Below are 18,399 nucleotides of genomic sequence, written 5' to 3'. Positions count from 1 at the left end.
CTTGCCTCGATATGGATACGCCATTGGACAACGGATTGCGTCAGTAGCCAAGCGCCAAACCATCCTTGCGCGGATCGGAAGCGCCGGTCAGCGTCCCCTTCTCCCAGTCGATCAGCACCACCTGCCCGCCGCCCAGCGGGTGATGCGGTTCGGCGATGCGGTGGCCGCGCCGGCGCAGGCCCTCGATCGCCTCGCTGGGAACGCCACGCTCGGCCTCCACGGTGTCGTCATTGTAAAACACCCTGGGCGCATCCAGCGCCTGCTGCGGGTCCATGCCGAAGTCGATCATGTTGGTCAGCAGATGGACATGGCCGAACGGCTGGTAGCCGCCGCCCATGACGCCGAACGGCATCACGACGCGGCCGTTCTTCGTCGCCATGCCCGGCATGATCGTGTGCATCGGCCGCTTGCCGGGCGCGATCGCGTTCGGATGTGCCGGGTCGAGGCGGAAGCTCGAACCGCGGTTCTGCAGCACGACACCGGTCTTCGGGCCGACGACGCCGCTGCCGAACGAATAATAGGTCGAGTTGATGAAGGAAACCGCGTTGCGGTCGCGGTCGACGATGGAGATGTAGACCGTGTCGCTGCCGGGCAGCTCCACGCGCGGCAGATGCGTCATGGCGCGGTCGCGGTCGATCTCGGCGCGCAGCCGGTCGGCATAGGCGCCGGACAGGAGCTGTTTGACCGGCACCGGGACATGATCCTGGTCGCCGAGATAGCGGTCGCGGTCGCGATAGGCCAGGCGCCCGGCCTCGATCTCCAGATGCAGGCGCTCGGCGCCATTGGGGTCAAGTCCGCCAAGCTTGAAGCCCGACAGCAAATTCAGCATCAAAAGCGCCGTCAGCCCCTGATTGTTGGGCGGCATCTGGTGGATCTCGTGGCCGCCATAAGAGGTGCTGACCGGCGTCACATAATCGCCTCGGGTCGAGGCGAAATCCTCGGCCGAATGAAGTCCGCCCAATTCGTTAAGCCGACTAACCATATCGTCGGCGACAGCGCCTTCATAGAAACCGGCTCGGCCGTGTTTGGCGATGATGCGCAACGTCGCCGCTAGTTCCGGCTGCCTGTGGATGTCACCCGCCTTCGGCGCCTTGCCGCCGGGCAGGAAGATGCGCGCGGCATGCTCGTCGGCCGACAGGTCGGTTTCCGGTTCGGCCCAGTCGAAGGCGACGCGGTCGTGCACGACATAGCCGTTCTCGGCATAGTGGATGGCCGGCGCCAGCACCTCGGCAAGGCCCTTGCGGCCATGGTCTTCGAGCAGGCGGCCCCAGGCGTCGACAGCGCCCGGCACGGTGACCGCATGCGGACCCTGCAGCGGGATGCGATCGAAGCCTTTTTCGCGGTACCAGTCGACCGTCGCTTTGGCTGGCGCCCGACCCGAACCATTGAAGGCCAGCACATTGCCCTGTCCCGCCGGGCTATAGAGCACGAAGCAATCGCCGCCGATGCCCGTCGATTGCGGCTCGACGACGCCCTGCACGGCGGCGGCGCAGACGGCGGCATCCATGGCATTGCCGCCGGAGCGCAGCATGTCGATGGCCGCAAGGGTTGCAAGCGGATGCGAGGTCGCGGCAACCGCCTCGGTGGCACGAACCGGCGAGCGGCCGGGAAACTGGAAATCACGCATTCTGTCTGGATATCCCCTGGTCACGTCTGCAAGTTGGTCACGTCTGCAAGTTGGTCACTTCTGCGAATTGGTCTGGTGAAATCAATGCCGCCGGCCGAAGATCTGCGCAACCGACAACAGCACGACCGAGAGAACGATCAGGCAGGTCGAGATGGCAGCGATCGTCGGGTCGATCTGGTCGCGCAGCGCGTTGAACATGCGGCGTGTCAATGTCGTGGTCTCGCCGCCCGATATGAACAGCGAAACCACCACTTCGTCGAAGGAGGTGATGAAGGCAAACAGCGCGCCCGAGACGATCGAGAAGCGGATCTGCGGCATCGTCACCTGCCAGAAGGCGGCGACGCGGCCGGCGCCAAGGCTGCGCGCCACGCGCTCCTGGTTCATGTCGTAGGAGCGCAAGCCCGACAGCACCGTCAGCACCACCAGCGGCAAGGCCTGCACCGTATGCGCGATGACCAGCCCGGTCAGCGTGTTGTTGAGCCCGATGCGCGCATAGAGGAAGAAGGTGCCGATGCCGATCAGGATCACCGGAACGATCAGCGACGCCGTCAGCAGCGCGTTGATGGTGCCGTTGAGGCGCAGCGTGCCCCTGTTGATGGCATAGGCTGCAGCGGTGCCGAGCGGTGTCGCGACGAGCACTGTCATAACAGCCACCTTGACCGAGACGATCGTAGCGTCGCGCCATTCCAGTGAGCCGAAATAGGTCTGGTACCAGCGCAGCGACCATTGCTGCGGCGGGAATTGCAGCAGCGTCGAATCCGAAAACGACATGATGACGATGATGATCGACGGCGCGATCAGGAACAGAAGCACGAGGCCGCCGAGGCAATAGAGCCACAGCCGTTGCCGATGCGAGATCGGCAGGCCGACATCCTCGCTCATCGCGAACTCCACACACCTGTGGCGCGCGCGCCGAGCAGCCACTGGAACAGGCCGAGAAGCGCCAGCGTGACCACCAGCAGCACCACGCCCAGTGCTGCACCCGCACCCCAGTTGGAATAGAGGCTGGTGGTCTGTTCCATGCGCATCGCCCACATGATGACCTTGCCGCCGCCCATGAGCGCAGGCGTGACGAAGAAGCCCAGGCACAGCACGAAGACGATGACCACGCCCGAGGCGAGGCCGGGCAGCGACAGCGGAAAGAAGATCTGCCGGAAGGTGGCGGCCGGGCCGGCGCCGAGATTCATGCCGGCGCGCAGGCAGTCGATGTCGATGGTCTTCATCGAGGCGTAGAGCGGCAGCACCAGGAACGGCAGCAGGATATGCGTCATGCCGATGACGACGCCGGAAAAATTGTTGGCGAGCGATAGCGGCTGGCTGATGACACCGAGATCGATCAGCCAGCTGTTGATCAGGCCCTTGCGCTGCAGGATCACCAGCCAGGCATAGGTGCGCACCAGAACCGATGTCCAGAACGGCAGGATGACGAAGATCAGGCAGATCGACGCCGCCCGGCGCGGCAGTTGCGACAGCATGTAGGCTAAGGGATAGCCGAGCAGCACGCAGGCGCCGGTGACGATGAAGGCGACCTTGAAGGTGGTGATAAAGGTCTTGATGTAGGAGGCCTGTTCGAAGAAGCGCGCATAATTGGCGGGACTGAAGGCGCCGGCTTCGTCGAACAGCGACAGCCAGAACAGCCAGCCGATGGGCACGATGATGATGGCGAAGACCAGCAACAGGCTCGGCGACAGCAGCGCCAGCAACCGCAACGACTCGCGCCGAGCGTCCATATGCAGCGCCTGCGTGTTCAGATCCGGGCCCGAGCGGCCGGCTTTCTCCTGCATGAGGGCGGTCTGCGCGCTCATCAGTCTGCCGCCACCAGGATCGTGTCCTGCGCATCGAGACCGAATGAGACTGGATGGCCGGGTGCGGGCATTTTCGCCAGCACATCGCTGCGGCAATAGTCGCGCAAAGTCAGCTGCCGGCCGTCGCGCAGCACGGCATAGCAGACGAAGCTGTCGCCCTGGTAGATGATGTCGCTGAGCGTCGCGTTGAGCACGTTGACGCCGCTTGCCGGTTCGGCATCGGTGAGCAGCCGCAGCTTTTCCGGCCGCACCACCATCAGGTACTGGCCTGCCGCCGGCGTCGCCGCCGCCGTATGGATTCTTCGCTCCTCGTACCAGACGGAGCCGTTGCGGCACTCGACCGGAATGAAATTCGATTCGCCGATGAAGCCGGCTACAAATTGCGTCCGCGGCGTGGCGTAGAGGGTTTCGGGCTTGTCGAGCTGTTCGATGCGCCCGGCGTTCATCACCGCGATGCGGTCCGACATGGTGATGGCTTCACGCTGGTCGTGCGTGACATAGACCGTGGTCATGCCAAGCCGCCGGTGCAGGCTGCGCAGCTCGATCTGCATGTGCTCGCGCAAGCCCTTGTCGAGCGCCGACAGGGGCTCGTCCATCAAAACGATGCGCGGTTCGAAGACGATGGCGCGCGCCAGCGCCACGCGCTGGCGCTGGCCGCCGGAGAGCTGGTCGACCCGGCGCTCGCCCAGCCCCTGCAATTTCACCAGATCGAGCGCCTTTTCGACACGCTCGGCCGTCTCGGCGGCGGCAACGCCGCGCTGCTTCAGCGGAAAGGCGATGTTGTGAAAGACGTTCATATGCGGAAACAGCGCGTAGTTCTGAAACACCATGCCGATGTTGCGCTTGTGCGGCGGCGTGGTGATGATCTCGTCGCCGCCGACCCTGATCGAGCCGGCATTGGCCCGCACGAAACCGGCCAGGATCATCAGAAGCGTCGTCTTGCCGGAACCGGAAGGCCCCAGCAGCGTCAGGAATTCACCAGCCTCGACGTCGAGGTTGAGGTCGCGCAGCACAGGCACGCTGCCAAATCGTTTCTCGATCCCGCGCATGCCGATCGGCAACGCGGATGGCGCAATGGACAAGATTTTTCTCTCCCAGGGGCTGAGGCGGCGAAAGCAGGGCGAGGCGTCGCCCTGCCGTGGTTTGGATTGCGGCCGCAGCCTATTGCTGGATCAGATTGTTGAATTTTTCCGTCGCCTCGACCAAATTGTCGCGCCAGAATTCTGCATCCTGCAACACCTGCTTCTTGACGTTCTCGGGCGCCGAATTAATGTCCTTGATCCTGTCCTGCGGGATCTTGCCGGTCTCGAAAGCCTTCTCGTTGACCGGGCCATTGTCGACATAGAGCGGCAGATTGGCCTGCAATTGCGGGCTGACGAACATCGCCAGCGCCTTCATCGCGGCTTCCTTGTTCTTGGAGCCCTTGGGGATGACCATGCAGTCGGCGGTCAGCACGCCCTGGTCGAAGGAGAAGCTGACCGGCGCGCCTTCCTTCTTTAAGGTGCCGGCACGGCCGTTCCAGATGCTCGCCATGTCGACTTCGCCGTCCTTCACCAACTGCATGGCCTGCGCGCCGGAGGTCCACCAGGCGTCGATATGGCCACGGATCTTGTCGACGGATTTCAACGCGCCGTCGATATCGACCGGATAGACCTTGTCGATCGGAATGCCTTCGGCCAGTGCCGCGACGCTCAGCGTTTCGGTCGCCTGGCTGCCGCTCAGCGCGCGCCGTCCCGGAAACTTTTCCACGTTCCAGAAGTCGGCCCAGGTCTGCGGGCCTTTGTCGCCGAACACATCGGTCCGGTAGATCAGCACGACGGATGTGTAGGAAATGCCGACCCAGTCGTCGTGGACAAGCTTCGGGTTGATGCCGCTCTTGTCGATGATGCCGTAGTCGAGCTTCTCGAACAGCCCTTCCTTCGAGCCGCGCGCACATTCGTCGGCGCCAAGTTCGGTGATGTCCCACTTCACCGCATTGCCGGTCACCTGCAGCCGGACGTCGTCGAGGCCGTTGGTGGTGTCTTCCTTGATGGTGATGCCGAGCGCGTCGGCGGTAGGCTTGAAAAACGCCTTGGTCTGCGCCTCCTGGTAGGTGCCGCCCCATGAGGCGACGGTGATGGTGTCGCCCGCTATGGCGGGGGCCGCGAGCGAAGCCATGAGGCCCGCAATCGCAACGATACTAACGCTTCTGGTCCTGTTCATTTTTTCGGCTCTCCAACCGGTGTTCCCATTGTTTTCGATTTGGCATGCTATTTTGTATACAATTTTGAGTGTAGCCTAGCGATCGATGTTGTCAACACCGCCGGCTCGATCGAATTCACGGGTTTCGAGCCGGACAAGGTGGCGAGGAACGGCGTCGCCGGGGGCGTGGCAAATTATGCCGACTGCGGCTACAGCTATGCGTGTTCCGGCTGAAAGGCCGGAGAAGTGGGAAGGGAAGCTTGGCCAAGAAAACCAAAAATACGTTGCGTGACTCGGTCTACTCCGCGCTCAAGGCGATGATCGTGACCGGCCAGATTCCGCCGGGCTCGCGCGTCACCGAAAACGACATCGCGGCGAAGCTGACTGTCAGCCGCACCCCGGTGCGCGAGGCCTTCAACCGTCTCGAGCGCGACGGGCTGGTCACCGGCCGGCCGCGCCAGGGCTATGTCGTCACCGAGTTCGACATCAACATGTTCCGCGAGGCATTCGAGATCCGCGAGCTGCTCGACGGCCACGCGACGGAACTGGCGGCAGCGGCGGCGACGGACCAGGACAAGGCACGGCTGCGCGCCATGCTGGCCGAATGCGAGCGGCTGGCCGCCATTCCGGAGCGCACCAACAGGGAAAAATTCCAGGAGCTTGAGGTCGGCATTGACCTGCACCGCGTCATCGCCGAAATCAGCGGCAATGTGATGCTGCACGGCATGCTGTGCGGCATCCTCGACAAGTGCCAGCACTATGTCTGGACCGAACTTTTGTGGCTGGACGAATGGAAGATCGCCCGCGACGAGCATGCCGAAATCGTCGATGCCATCTGCGCCGGCGACGCCGCCAGAGCCGGCACGCTGGCGCGCGCCCATGTGCGGGGCTCGCGCGACAATGTGCTGCGCCTGCTGCAGGCCAAGTCGGATTATCGGAACTTTCTGGCCAAGGCGTCTTGAGGGGTGAGGAACTTGGGCGAGGCCTGCCCGCCGACCGACCCTGACGACAAGCGCCTTTGAGCTTAGCCCTTGCGCTCCTGAAGGCGGTTGCCGCCGTCGACCACCAGCAGGGCGCCATTGACATAGCTGGCACCTTCCGAGGCCAGGAACACCACCGCTGCGGCCACCTCATCCGGCCGCCCGGCCCGCGCCGGCGGCGTGTGCAGGGCGGCTTGCCGCTCCATCTCGCTCGACGAACCCGTTTCGATCCAGCCGGGCGCCACGGCATTGACTGTTACGCCGCTTTTCGCCACTTCCAGCGCCAGCGTGCGCGTCAGGCCGACCATGCCGGCCTTGGCGGCGGAATAGGCTGATGTGCCTTCGAAGGATACCAGCGGTCCGGTGACGGACGCCACATTGACGATGCGCCCGTAGCCCGCTTCGACCATCGCCGGCAGAAAGGCCTTCGTGACGAGGAATGCGGTCTTCAGGCTGACGTCGATCCCCTGGTCCCAGTCGGCCTCGGTCATGGTGAGAAACGCCTTGTCGACCGATGGCGATGCCAGCGAGCCCATGCCGGCATTGTTGACCAGGATACCGACCGCCCCGACATCGGCCCGCAGCCGCGCGACATCGGCAGCGATGGTGAGATCGGCGACCACGGCTTTGGCATCGATGCCTTCGCGGCAAAGCTCGGCGGCGCGATCGAGCACGCGCGTACTGGCTCCCGTGAGGAAGACCGCATGGCCGGCACGGCCGAGCTGCCGGGCAATGGCAAAGCCGATCCCGTCGGCCGCACCGGCCCCGGTGATAAGTGCGCGCTTGGTGTTGGTAGAGGAGATGGTCAAATCAGGCTCCGCTGGTTTCCGCTCCCGGTCTTACCACGCGCTTTGGGCAACAGCCCGCGAGGATTTGGCTTTGCAACATTCCACGCCGCTTTGAGTTCTCTGAAAATCCGAAAGTCGAACCGAACGAAGCGTGCAGCTTGGCGATCGCGTGGGCGTGGAGGAAAGGACGTGCCGGAGATCCAGAAAATATCCTTGTCCTCTGGCGGCGAGGTGGCCGTCCGGACGGCCGGCGATGTTTCCAAGCCCGCGCTAGTCCTGTTGCACGGCTTCCCCAATTCCTCTCGGATGTTCAGCGACGTGACCGCCAGGCTCTCCGGCACCGTCTATGTCGTTGCGCCTGACCTTCCGGGCTTCGGCGCATCCGATCTCCCATCCGAGCCATCGTTCGACATGCTGGCCAACGCGATTGAAGAGCTGCTTGCGAGTCTCAACGTGGGCCGCAGGTTACTCTATTTGCATGATTTCGGCGCTCCGGTGGCTTTTCAGCTCGCCATGCGCGCTCCGGAACTTGTCGAAGGCCTCATCATTCAGAATGCCAATGCCCACCGCTCCGGCTTTGGTCCGCAGTGGGCAGCCACATTGGACTTCTGGGCTGCGCCGAATGCCGGCAACGAGGAGGCCGCCACCGCCCATTTGACCCTTGAGGGAACCCGCGACCAGTACGTCGCCGGCCTGCCACCCGAGATCGCGGCGCGGATCGATGCAGAGCGTTGGATTGAGGACTGGCGGGTCATGTGTCTACCGGGACGGCTTGATCTGCAGAAGGCGCTGCTGGCCGACTACGGCCGATATGTCGACCGGTTTGGGGAGGTGGCTGACTATCTGGCGAAGCATCAACCTCGAGCCATGCTTCTTTGGGGTCGCCACGATGTCTTTTTCGACATTGCGGAGGTTCAGTCCTGGCTCATCGACCTTCCTCGGATGGAGGCTCACATCTTCGACGCGGGCCATCCCTTCTGGAGACGCAGGGGTCCAGGGCTGCAGAGCTGATACGGGAGTTCGTCGATGCGGGCTCGCCCTGAGCCGTATACTTGCGTAGGTCCGGGCAAGTCGCGGAAGCAATGCGACGACGTAAACCGCTGTTGATGTGAGCCTTCACATGGCCCAGGAAATTTCGGGCCGAAGCCGCACGCCTCGCGGCCTTGGGCGAGACAAGACCCATTATCTGAACTTAAAAGCGCGCGCGGCCCACATCAGCCGCATCGCCTGTTCGGCCGCGTTCGCCAGCAGCATGTCGGCGTCACGGATCGCGTCTTCGAGGGAACATGGCCGGCGAAGAATGCTAAAGAACGCATCGATGCCAATTTCGTGGGTCGCCTCGGCGCCCAGTCCGACCGTGCCGGCCAAGGCAATCACAGGCAGATTGTAACGTTTCGCGCGCCGTGCAATCTCCGCCGGCACCTTGCCAAAGCCAGTCTGTCCGTCCAGACCGCCCTCGGCCGTCATGACCATGTCGGCATCTGCCAGTCGGCGATCAAGATCAATATACCGCCGGATAAGATCAAAGCGTGGCTGCAGCCGCGCTCCAACAAAGGCGTGAAGCCCGGCGCCAAGTCCACCGGAAGCTCCTCCGCCGACAAGCGGCGCTACGTCGATGCCGAGGTCGCGGCGGACGATATGAGCGAGATTTTCCATGCCCTGATCGAGCAACGCCACCTGGTCAGGCGTTGCACCCTTTTGCGGACCAAATACCCGAGCGACGCCTCTCTCGCCGAGCAGCATATTGTAGGGGTTCACGGCGACGTCGATACGAACATTCGAAAGGCGGCGGTCACGATCGGAAAGATCGACGCGAGCGAGTGACGAAAGCGCCGAGCCGCTCCCCGAAATAGAGTGGCCGTCCCCATCGAGCAAGCGCACGCCTAGAGCTTGGGCCATCCCCATTCCCGCATCGTTGACGCCCGAGTCACCGCAGCCGATCAGAATCCTTTCGGCGCCAAGATCGAGTGCCACATGAATCAACTCCCCCACCCCATAACTTGTAGTACGGGTCGGGTCGCGCATGTCCGTGGGAACGAGCCGCAGCCCGGCAGCCGCCGCAATCTCCAGAACAGCCGTCCGCTTCTTTCCTCGGCCGAGAAAACCGACGGTCGCCTCCACAGGTTGCCCGACTGGCCCCGTGACGGTGACGGAATGCAACTCACCATGGGACAGCTCAACAAGCGTACGCGTAAAATCCTCGCCTCCATCCACCATCGGAAGGCTAAACACTTTTGCTGTCGGAACCGCATTGCGGACGCCGCGCGCCAATGCATCGATAACATCACGAACGCCGAGGCTCTCCTTAAAACCAGACGGTGCGACCAGCACTCGAAGCCGTTTTCTCTTCTTCGGCTCTTTCTTTTTCGACATGCTATGACCCTCCGGAAACTTGCAGACCGAGCGTGATGAGCAGACCTTGGATCATTGGCCACGCGCCCACCGCGAACACGACGATCAAAAGGAATTGCACCGGCAGCAGGACGGCGCTCAGGAGGGCCAAGTCCCTCGGGCCGTAGCCTTCGTCGTCGAGTCCCCCGAAAAGCGCGACCGGCTTCGCGCAGATCATGAGCGTTTGGCAAAAGCCGGTCGCTGAGACGAGCACAAGCATCGCAAGGAGGGGGTCGAGCCGCGCTGTCGACGCAATCATCAGAACCGGAGGCAGCAGCACCGATACGCGCGCCGTGCGACTGTGAATAAGGAGATGGCTGAAAAGGCCCAGCAAAGCGAGCAACGAGAGGAGGGCCAGCGGCCCCAAGCCGACGACCCGCAGTGGGTTCACCGTCGTCTCGATCAACCATTGATGAAGACCCGACGCCACCAGGCCGTCTGCCAGGCAGATGGTCGCCGCAAGGAACAGGAGCAGCTTCCACTCGGTACTCCTAATGGCATCGTCAAACCTCACCGCGCCGAGCCCCGGAAGCGATGCGGCGAGAGCGCCGCTGAGTGCGATGACGGTGGCATTGAGCCCGTGCAAAGATTCGGTCAGCCACGCGATGACAACGCCCGCGGCGATCCAGAGTATCGGCTGCCGTGCCAACCCGACCCCATCATTGCTTACCGTCGGCAGCAAAAGCGCTGCCCGCCGTTCTGCGGGTGACAGGAAAAGCCGGAGAAGACACTCAACTGAAACAAAGGTGCTCACGGCCGCAAACGGCAGACCGAGGGCGATCCATTCCAGGTAGCTCACCTTCACCCCTGAGAGGCGGTCGACCATTTCGATCGCCAGGAGATGGGCACCGGCCCCCACGGGCGACGCAAAGGCCGAGAGGAGAATAGCAGTGGGAAACAACAGCGCGAATGCCCTTCGCAACCGAGCATTTCCACAGCGCCCCGCAACCGCTTGATAAGCCGGGATCATTAAGGCTGCCCGACCCGACGTTGACGGAATAATGAAGGCTGTGGCGACCATGACCGCCGCCAAAGCATACGCGACCGCGCGAACCGACCGCATGCGCCCTGTCACGAGGCCGAGGATGCGATCCGCGATCCCACTTGCCTTGACGGCGGCCGCAAGGATGAAAGAGGCGAGCAACAGCCAGATCAACTCATCCCCAAGCGCGTGAAACAGCGCCCCGGGATCACGATTGACGAGCAGCGCCATTGCCAGTCCGGCGACGATAGCAACGAAGGTGTCGTCGAACGGCGTCAAGGTCCAGCCTATGATCGCGACAAGCAGGATCTCGAGCGCTCGCCGAGCGTCCGATGGGAGAGCGGGGAGGCCGAATTCGATACTGACAACGACGAGACATGCACCGATTCCGATCAGCGCGGCGCGCCACACCGGCCAGACCGCCGTCATCTTTTTCCCGACAAGGGAGCCGATCTCAGCCTGGAACTCTACTTGTACCAACCGAACCTCTTCGAGCTTGTCGCCGCTCCGGCGATCGGACAGGCGCACGGTCGTCGCACGTCCCAGCGTTCGAATTTAGGGGCTTCTGGTTAGACGGGCGGGAGAGCTCCGGTTAGAATTTGGTGCGAGACGCTAGTCGATCGCCAGCAGGGATCACCCGCATGACTGTTCGAGGTCGCATCCTCCTTTTTCAAATTCTCATCCTCGCCCTCGTCGGGCTGATTTCCGGATTGGCACTCGCCACACTGCACCTGACGGAAGAATTCGTCCGCCGCGTAGACAGCGTCCACGGACGGTTTGAGGCTCTTGCGGAACTCAATGGCCAGGCCAACAACTACACCGAGCAAGTGGCCGAGGTCCTGCTGCTCGGGCCTGAGCAGATGCCGGATTTCGAGGCGGCACGAAGAGAATTGTATTTTGGATTCCATAAGTTGGAAGGCGCAACGCGCGAGGAACTTGGTGCGCTCGGCTTTTGGAGCGACAGAAGCCAGGAGGAGGGCGAACTCGAGTTCGTCGGCCGCATCAAGGCGCTGTTTGAAGCTATCGATCGAGCTGCCCAACGGCTGTTCAGCCAGCGATCAAGAGGCGAGCCGGCAGGCATCGTGGAAAGCTTCCGAAATGATGTAGAGCATCGACTGGAGAGCGATTTCGAAGGAATGATCGAGGCTGCCTTGCACGAGGAGCGCAGCGAAGTTGGAGCGGAACTCGAACGGGTTCGTGGTGCGCAATGGCATCTGCTGCTCATGACCGGCGGCTCCTCCACCTTGCTCATGCTGGGCAGCCTGGGCTTCGGCCTCGTTCTGCGGCGGTCGATCGCCGCACCTGTGCGTGAGCTAAATGAAAGTGCCAAAGCCATCGCCGCGGGTAAGCTTCACCATCGCATCCCCGCAGCCGGGCGCGACGAGTTCGCTTCCTTGTCGCGAAGTTTCAACAGCATGGCCGAGGCACTTGAGATCGAACGTGCCGCTCTGATTTCGGTCCAGGGTCGGCTGGAGGCTGAAGTTCAGCTGCGCACGCGCGAGCTTCGTGAAGCGAATAAACAACTCAGGGCTCTCAACAGCCGGCGAATCCAATTTTTTGCGGAGGCAAGCCATGAGCTACGCACGCCGCTGACGATTCTCCGTGGAGAGGCGGATGTTGCCCTTCGCGGCCAACCGCGTGTTCGACCTTACGGGGAGGCCTTGAACCGAATCCGCAACTACGCCGAGGATATGGCTCGCAACCTGGAGGACCTTCTCGCCGTCGCCCGCTCTGAAGCGGAAGATATGAGCTTCTCGTCGCAAATCATCGATGTCGGCGAGGTTGTGAAGGCGGCCGTTCAGGAAGCGTCCGTACTCGCTACCCCCAAGCAAATATCCGTTGATCTCTCACTTAACGCAGACCATAGCCTCATTCGAGGGGACGCCCAGCGCCTCAAGCAGGCGCTGCTGATCGGCTTCGACAACGCCATAAAGTATTCAAAACCACACCAGACGATCTCGGTTGAGATGACCGGGCGCGACGGCGCGCTTGAGATTGTCGTCCGCGATAGCGGTTCAGGCATCGGTGCCAGTGATCTTCCGTTCGTGTTTGACCGCTATTATCGCGGACATGCTGGCGAGAGATCTGTTGCCGATGGGCTCGGTGTTGGCCTTGCGATCGCCAAGAAGATCATAGACAGGCATGACGGCACGATCGGCCTTGAACGGATTGAGCCTTCGGGAACCCTCCTCAGAATTAAACTCCCGCTGGTACAACACACCGATGATTCGAATCCTGATCGTTGAAGACGACCGGCGTGTTTCCGATTTCCTCCGCCGAGGGCTGGAGGCAGAAGGCTTTCACGTGAGTGTCGCGGAGGACGGTCGAGAGGGATTGGCCGCCATTCGCACGGATCCGTTCGATCTGGTGATCCTGGACCGCCTGCTCCCCTACCTGGATGGTCTTGAACTGTGCCGGATCGTTCGATCAGAGCAGTGGCCGGTTCTCATCCTGATGCTGACGGCCAAAGAGACAATCCAGGATCGCGTGGATGGGCTCAAGGGGGGTGCCGACGATTACCTGACCAAACCGTTTGCCTTTGATGAACTGGTGGCCAGGATTGATGCCCTGCGCCGACGCCGTCCGGGAACAGGGGAGGAGCAGTCGCTTCGAATCGGCGGCCTCAACCTCGACACGAGCGCTCGCCGTCTAACGGATGGCGACCGGGAAATCCGCCTCACCCGACGTGAATTCGACCTTCTGCACTTCCTGATGCTTAATGCGGGAAAAGTGGTTAGCCGCCAGCGCATCCTCAACAATGTCTGGTCATACAGCTCCGAACCCGGGACTAAGATCGTGGAGGTGTACATTCGCTATCTCCGGGCCAAGCTGGGACCAAGTGCGTCAGCCGGCATTCAGACTGTCCGCGGGGTCGGCTACATGCTGGTTGAGCGGAAGGCATAGAAGCGGAGCCAAATTCCTGGCGACCAACTTGTCTGCTGGCTGCGACATGTTTCAAAGGAATCGTTCATCCAAATCGGCTGAATTTCGGAATTAAGCCAGTGCCGCAGCCGGCTGAGGCAAAATGCCAAAGATTTCAATTGGATGGAATGGCGCGCCCGAAGAGATTCGAACTCCTGACCCCCAGATTCGTAGTCTGGTGCTCTATCCAGCTGAGCTACGGGCGCGCAACAGGCCATGCTTTCCATGACCCCGCAATCCGATCGTAAACGACCGGTCGCGACGAGACGTGTTCCCTAGCGACTGAATTTCCGAAAAGCAAGTCGATCCGGCAAAAGTTTTGTCACAAGTGCCTTTGTTGGCGATGACGGCCCGGATCCCGGCGCTTGAAATGGCTCCGGAGTTGAGCCCGAACTCAATCCTTGAAGGGAAGAGCGCCGATCCCTGAGAAAAGGAGCGCCGGACCCGGAGGCACGAGCATCGGAGCAAAACGCGCCCGAAACATCATGCCGGGCGGCGCAGGCCGTTGCGGGCCTGGTCGAGCCGGACCGGCTGGTCGGGAATGGTGACCGCGAATGTGGTGCGTCCGCCGATGCTCTCGACCAGCTCCACCGTGCCGCCATGGGCGCGGATCAATTCATGCGCGATCGCCAGGCCAAGGCCGGTGCCGCCGCTGCGGGCCGAGCCGCGGAACGCCGCGAACAGGTTTTCCCGCGCCTTCGGCGGCAGGCCGGGGCCGGTGTCGCTGACGGCAATGCGGCTGACGCTGCCCAGGCGCACGGCCGACACCGCCAGGCGGCGCACCAGGGCGTTTTCGCTGTCGGCCGCCATCGCCTGCACGGAATTCCGGCACAGATTGGTCAGCACCCTGAACAACTGGTCGGAATCGGCATCGACCTCGAAGGTCGGCTCGACCGAATTGACGAACTCGATGCCTTGCTCGATGTCGAGCAAGCCTTGCACGTCCTCGACCAGCTGCCGGAGCCGGAGCCGGCGCCGCGCGGGCGGCGGCTCCTGCGTGCGGCCGTAGTGAAGCACGCCTTCGGAATAAGACACGGCGCGGTCGAGTGCGCGCAGCAGTTTCGGCGCGAAGGCCTGCACGGTCGGATCCTTGACCTGGCGCAGGCGGTCCGACATCAGCTGCGCCGAGGCCAGGATGTTGCGCATGTCATGGTTGATCTTGGAGACCGCGAGGCCGAGGTCGGCAAGATGCTTCTGCTCGGAGAGCATTTTTTGCAGCCGCTCCTGCATCTGCGACAGCTCGCGCTCGGCAACGCCGATCTCGTCGGCGCGGGCAGCCGGATGGATGATCCGTCCGGGATCGTCGGGCGCTTCGGAGAAGGACAGCATCGAGCGCGTCATGGTCCGGATCGGCCCGATCATGATCAGGTCGATGGCGGCGTAGACCAGCATGGCGGTGAACAGCGAGATCAGCAGCGAGACGAAGGCGACGTTGCGCGAATAGCGCAGCATCGCATTGCGCAGGCTGTTGTCCGGCATGATCAGCTCGAACTCCTTGTCGGACTCGCCGACCGGGCCGAAGACGCGCAGCATCCGGTCGCCGCCGAAAAACAGCGTGTCGAGCGCGCCGGTCATGCCCTTGATCATGCCGATCGAAGCGATATCGATGTGTTCGTCGACCTTCGGCGGCATTTCGGCCACCACCAGCAGCCGCGAGACGCCGCCGTCGCGCACCGCGATCGCCTTGGCGCCGATCGCCATCAGCACGTCGTTCTGGGCCGTGCGCGACAGCGAGGTGGATTCGCCTTGCACCAGCACGATCGACACCGCCGCCGCCGTGCTCAGCCGCTCCTTCAGCCAGTTCAGCCGGTAGCTGGCGATCCAGGGCAGGAAGATCAGCACTTCGGCCAACAGCACGAAGACGATGGTCAGCAGCAGCAGCTTGGTCGACAGGCCGCGCGACAGCGGAACCGTGCGCACGGTGGCTGGCGCCTCGGTGGACCCCGCCGTGCCGATCCCTTCCTGTGCCTGTATGGTTTCGCTCATGCGGCTAATGTCTTCACGATCACTTGATCAACGCAGATTAGGCGATTACGGCTTTCTTGCCAATTTCATCCTTGGTCGCAAACATAAACCGGCCTGAACGGAGCCGGATTGCGCCCGACGACTCCGGATTGACTTCCAAAAGCCTTCTTTCTATAAGCCCGCACACGCTCGGGCCATTCGTCCCGGCGCGGTTTCGATCGCGCCAAAGCCGGCCCGGCAAAGCTCCTGTTACACAGTGACAGAATCAAGAAGGGCCGCACCCCGCGGTATTAAAACAAATGAAGCGTACCTACCAACCGTCTAAACTCGTCCGCAAACGTCGGCACGGCTTCCGTGCCCGCATGGCCACCAAGGGTGGTCGCGGCGTCGTCGCAGCTCGCCGCAACCGCGGTCGCAAGCGGCTCAGCGCCTGAACGGAAGACGAGATCGTTGCCCGCATCCGGCAAGCCAGTGGGACCAAATCCCAAGCGGCTTCTGAAGCGCGCGGAATTCCTGGCCGTCCGTCGTGGTGAAAAGCGACGCGGGCGGCTTTTTCTCGTTGAGGTTCTCGACCGCGGCGACGGCCTGTCGCCGCGCGTCGGCTACACCGTCACCAAGAAGGTCGGCAATGCGGTTGTCCGCAACCGTGTCCGGCGGCGGCTGCGAGAAGCCGTCCGCACGCATGCTGCAAGTGACATGGCGCCTGGCAATGACTATGTCATCGTCGGGCGCGAAGACGTGCTTACCACTCCGTTCGGCCAGTTGAAGGCCGAACTCTCCCGCCGACTGCGCGGAACACGATAGGCCAAGGGCTTTCGATGGAAAACAACCGGAACTTCTTCATCACCATCGCGCTGTCGGTGCTGATCCTGGCGGTATGGCAATATTTTTACGTGTTGCCGCGCAGCGAAGCGCAGCGCGAGGCAGCCCGCGTCGAACAGCAGCGCGTCGAGGAGCAGAAGAAGGCCGCCGGCACAAATCCCGGTACCGACACCGGAACGCCCGTCGCCCCTGGCGCCATTCCCAACGCACCGGGAACAGACGCCGTCACGCCGGCCGGCCGCGAACAGGCACTCGCCACGACCACCCGCGCCAGGATCGACACGCCGAGCCTCGAGGGTTCAATCAACCTGACCGGCGCCCGTCTCGACGACCTCAAGCTCAAGCACTACACTGAGACGGTCGACAAGAACTCGCCCGAGATCAGCCTGCTCAACCCGGCGGCACTGCCCAATGGCTACTATGCCGAGATCGGCTTCGTCGGCAACGACAAGACCGGCGCGGTGCCTGGTCCCGAGACTGTGTGGGCCGTCGACGGCAATGCGACGCTGACGCCGACGACCCCGGTCACGCTGACCTATTCGAACGACAAGGGCCTGACCTTCAAGCGCACCTTTTCCGTCGACACCAACTACATGTTCACGGTGTCCGATACGGTGCAGAATGCGGGCACGGCCGCTGTCTCGCTGTCCAATTACGGCCGCGTCACCCGCTTCGACAAGCCGCTCGTTGCCAGCACCTATGTGCTGCATGAGGGCCTGATCGGCTTCACCGGCACCGAAGGCCTGCAGGAGCACAAATACGCGTCCATCGAGAAGGACAAGCAGTTCACGCCGGGCAAGTCGACCGACGGGTGGCTCGGCATCACCGACAAATACTGGGCGGTGACGCTGGTGCCGACGGAGAAGCAGCCGTTCCAGCCGCGCTACGCCTATTTCGAGGACGGCCGCCATCGCTACCAGTCCGACTTCCTCACCGACCCGATCACCGTCGATGCCGGCCAGTCGGCGACGGTGGAGAGCGAAATCTTCGCCGGCGCCAAGGAAGTCGGCAAGATCAACGCCTATGCGGAAGACCGTCATATCAAGCGGTTCGATCTCCTGATCGACTGGGGCTGGTTCCACTTCATCACCAAGCCGATGTTCTGGCTGATCGACACGCTCTACAAATTCTTCGGCAATTTCGGCCTGGCCATCCTCGCCACCACCGTCATCGTCAAGGCCATCTTCTATCCGCTCGCCAACAAGTCCTACGCGTCGATGGCGAACATGAAGAAGGTGCAGCCGAAAATGCTCGAGATCCGCGAGAAATACGCGGACGACAAGATGAAGCAGCAGCAGGCGATGATGGAGCTGTACAAGACCGAGAAGATCAACCCGCTTGCCGGCTGCTGGCCGGTGGCGCTGCAGATCCCGGTCTTCTTCTCGCTCTACAAGGTGCTCTACATCACCATCGAGATGCGGCACGCGCCGTTCTTCGGCTGGATCCAGGATCTGGCGGCGCCCGATCCGACGTCGCTTTTCAACCTCTTCGGCCTGATCCCGGTCACCCTGCCGCACATGCTGATGATCGGCGTCTGGCCGCTGATCATGGGCGTCACCATGTTCCTGCAGATGCGCATGAACCCGACGCCGCCGGATCCGACGCAGGCGGCGATCTTCACCTGGATGCCTGTCATCTTCACCTTCATGATGGCGGGTTTCCCGGCCGGCCTCGTCATCTACTGGGCCTGGAACAACACGCTGTCGATCCTCCAGCAGGGCATCATCATGAAGCGCCAGGGTGCCAAGATCGAGCTGTGGGACAATCTGGTCGCGCTGTTCCGAAAGAAACCATCGCCGGCCGAATAGAAGGCGCAGCGCTTTCTCCAGCCTTCAAAGCCCCGCTCGCGCGGTAATGCAGTTCACTTAGGCACCTTCAGTGTTCTGACAGGATATTTGGCTGGTAGCTTTTTGACGACACGGGGGCATGATCGCCC

Annotated in this window: 16 protein-coding genes and 1 tRNA gene; 7 read left to right on the top strand and 10 right to left on the bottom strand. The window is 62.5% G+C overall.

Annotated elements, in window-relative coordinates:
• Positions 1–40 precede the first annotated feature (40 nt).
• The 5 genes from ggt to NKJ37_RS15925 form a co-directional block, all read right to left on the bottom strand.
• A complete protein-coding gene (gene ggt / locus NKJ37_RS15945) occupies positions 41–1,627 on the bottom strand; it encodes a gamma-glutamyltransferase (RefSeq protein WP_352440622.1) in 1,587 nt (528 codons plus the stop codon).
• A gap of 81 nt (positions 1,628–1,708) precedes the next feature.
• A complete protein-coding gene (locus NKJ37_RS15940; RefSeq protein WP_352774309.1) occupies positions 1,709–2,509 on the bottom strand; it encodes an ABC transporter permease in 801 nt (266 codons plus the stop codon).
• Positions 2,506–3,432: an ABC transporter permease gene (locus NKJ37_RS15935; protein WP_352440621.1), complete on the bottom strand. Its 927-nt coding sequence runs from the start codon at positions 3,430–3,432 to the stop codon at positions 2,506–2,508. Before NKJ37_RS15935 ends, NKJ37_RS15940 begins: the two co-directional genes overlap by 4 nt.
• Positions 3,432–4,514: an ABC transporter ATP-binding protein gene (locus NKJ37_RS15930; protein WP_352440620.1), complete on the bottom strand. Its 1,083-nt coding sequence runs from the start codon at positions 4,512–4,514 to the stop codon at positions 3,432–3,434. The genes NKJ37_RS15935 and NKJ37_RS15930 overlap by 1 nt, the downstream gene beginning before the upstream one ends.
• Before the next feature lie 79 nt (positions 4,515–4,593).
• Complete coding sequence (locus NKJ37_RS15925; RefSeq protein WP_352774307.1) at positions 4,594–5,634, bottom strand: ABC transporter substrate-binding protein; 1,041 nt, start codon at positions 5,632–5,634, stop codon at positions 4,594–4,596.
• Between the two features lie 239 nt (positions 5,635–5,873).
• Here NKJ37_RS15925 and NKJ37_RS15920 point away from each other — a divergent pair, with 239 nt between their 5' ends.
• Positions 5,874–6,575, top strand: coding sequence for a GntR family transcriptional regulator (locus NKJ37_RS15920; RefSeq protein ID WP_352440618.1), 702 nt, complete (start codon positions 5,874–5,876; stop codon positions 6,573–6,575).
• Positions 6,576–6,637: 62 nt separating this feature from the next.
• Here NKJ37_RS15920 and NKJ37_RS15915 read toward each other — a convergent pair whose 3' ends face one another.
• Positions 6,638–7,402 carry an SDR family NAD(P)-dependent oxidoreductase gene (locus NKJ37_RS15915; RefSeq protein WP_352774305.1) on the bottom strand — a complete coding sequence of 255 codons (765 nt, stop codon included), beginning with the start codon at positions 7,400–7,402 and terminating at the stop codon, positions 6,638–6,640.
• Positions 7,403–7,570: 168 nt separating this feature from the next.
• Between NKJ37_RS15915 and NKJ37_RS15910 the strand changes: the two genes are divergently transcribed.
• Complete coding sequence (locus NKJ37_RS15910) at positions 7,571–8,392, top strand: alpha/beta fold hydrolase (RefSeq protein ID WP_352774303.1); 822 nt, start codon at positions 7,571–7,573, stop codon at positions 8,390–8,392.
• 171 nt (positions 8,393–8,563) lie between these two features.
• Here the strand turns inward: NKJ37_RS15910 and NKJ37_RS15905 are convergent, their stop codons facing one another.
• Positions 8,564–9,754 (bottom strand): glycerate kinase family protein, encoded by a 1,191-nt coding sequence (locus NKJ37_RS15905; protein WP_352440615.1) that lies wholly within the window; start codon positions 9,752–9,754, stop codon positions 8,564–8,566.
• Between the two features lies 1 nt (position 9,755).
• Positions 9,756–11,282, bottom strand: coding sequence for an SLC13 family permease (locus tag NKJ37_RS15900; protein WP_352628986.1), 1,527 nt, complete (start codon positions 11,280–11,282; stop codon positions 9,756–9,758).
• Positions 11,283–11,395: 113 nt separating this feature from the next.
• On the opposite strand from NKJ37_RS15900, the gene NKJ37_RS15895 reads away from it, so the two are divergent.
• Together NKJ37_RS15895 and NKJ37_RS15890 are read left to right on the top strand one after the other, a co-directional pair.
• Complete coding sequence (locus NKJ37_RS15895) at positions 11,396–13,000, top strand: sensor histidine kinase (RefSeq protein ID WP_352611490.1); 1,605 nt, start codon at positions 11,396–11,398, stop codon at positions 12,998–13,000.
• Positions 12,978–13,658, top strand: a complete 681-nt coding sequence (locus NKJ37_RS15890; protein WP_352440593.1) for a response regulator transcription factor — start codon at positions 12,978–12,980, stop codon at positions 13,656–13,658. Before NKJ37_RS15895 ends, NKJ37_RS15890 begins: the two co-directional genes overlap by 23 nt.
• Before the next feature lie 147 nt (positions 13,659–13,805).
• On the opposite strand, the gene NKJ37_RS15885 is transcribed toward NKJ37_RS15890, so the two are convergent.
• Positions 13,806–13,882, bottom strand: a tRNA-Arg gene (locus NKJ37_RS15885).
• Positions 13,883–14,159: 277 nt separating this feature from the next.
• Entirely contained in the window at positions 14,160–15,662 is a 1,503-nt protein-coding gene (locus tag NKJ37_RS15880; protein WP_352440594.1) for an ATP-binding protein, read from the bottom strand.
• Positions 15,663–15,940: 278 nt separating this feature from the next.
• Between NKJ37_RS15880 and rpmH the strand changes: the two genes are divergently transcribed.
• The 3 genes from rpmH to yidC are packed head-to-tail and all read left to right on the top strand — an operon-like array spanning position 15,941 to position 18,271.
• Positions 15,941–16,075, top strand: a complete 135-nt coding sequence (rpmH, locus tag NKJ37_RS15875) for a 50S ribosomal protein L34 (protein WP_008833937.1) — start codon at positions 15,941–15,943, stop codon at positions 16,073–16,075.
• Positions 16,076–16,091: 16 nt separating this feature from the next.
• Complete coding sequence (rnpA, locus tag NKJ37_RS15870; RefSeq protein ID WP_013528505.1) at positions 16,092–16,445, top strand: ribonuclease P protein component; 354 nt, start codon at positions 16,092–16,094, stop codon at positions 16,443–16,445.
• 14 nt (positions 16,446–16,459) lie between these two features.
• Positions 16,460–18,271 (top strand): membrane protein insertase YidC, encoded by a 1,812-nt coding sequence (yidC, locus tag NKJ37_RS15865; protein ID WP_352440595.1) that lies wholly within the window; start codon positions 16,460–16,462, stop codon positions 18,269–18,271.
• Positions 18,272–18,399: the final 128 nt, after the last annotated feature.

This window comes from Mesorhizobium sp. M0140, from assembly GCF_040322475.1.
Classification (GTDB): domain Bacteria; phylum Pseudomonadota; class Alphaproteobacteria; order Rhizobiales; family Rhizobiaceae; genus Mesorhizobium.
Note: the sequence above shows the minus strand (reverse complement) of the source record. Positions and strands in the feature narration are given on the sequence as shown.

Bases quoted from the DNA above. Each gene is read 5' to 3' on its own strand.
- NKJ37_RS15895 (WP_352611490.1), top strand. From the start codon at position 11,396: ATGACTGTTCGAGGTCGCATCCTCCTTTTTCAAATTCTCATCCTCGCC.
- NKJ37_RS15940 (WP_352774309.1), bottom strand. From the start codon at position 2,509: ATGAGCGAGGATGTCGGCCTGCCGATCTCGCATCGGCAACGGCTGTGG.
- ggt (WP_352440622.1), bottom strand. From the start codon at position 1,627: ATGCGTGATTTCCAGTTTCCCGGCCGCTCGCCGGTTCGTGCCACCGAG.
- NKJ37_RS15935 (WP_352440621.1), bottom strand. From the start codon at position 3,432: ATGAGCGCGCAGACCGCCCTCATGCAGGAGAAAGCCGGCCGCTCGGGC.
- NKJ37_RS15890 (WP_352440593.1), top strand. From the start codon at position 12,978: ATGATTCGAATCCTGATCGTTGAAGACGACCGGCGTGTTTCCGATTTC.
- NKJ37_RS15880 (WP_352440594.1), bottom strand. From the start codon at position 15,662: ATGAGCGAAACCATACAGGCACAGGAAGGGATCGGCACGGCGGGGTCC.
- NKJ37_RS15925 (WP_352774307.1), bottom strand. From the start codon at position 5,634: ATGAACAGGACCAGAAGCGTTAGTATCGTTGCGATTGCGGGCCTCATG.
- NKJ37_RS15905 (WP_352440615.1), bottom strand. From the start codon at position 9,754: ATGTCGAAAAAGAAAGAGCCGAAGAAGAGAAAACGGCTTCGAGTGCTG.
- yidC (WP_352440595.1), top strand. From the start codon at position 16,460: ATGGAAAACAACCGGAACTTCTTCATCACCATCGCGCTGTCGGTGCTG.
- rpmH (WP_008833937.1), top strand. From the start codon at position 15,941: ATGAAGCGTACCTACCAACCGTCTAAACTCGTCCGCAAACGTCGGCAC.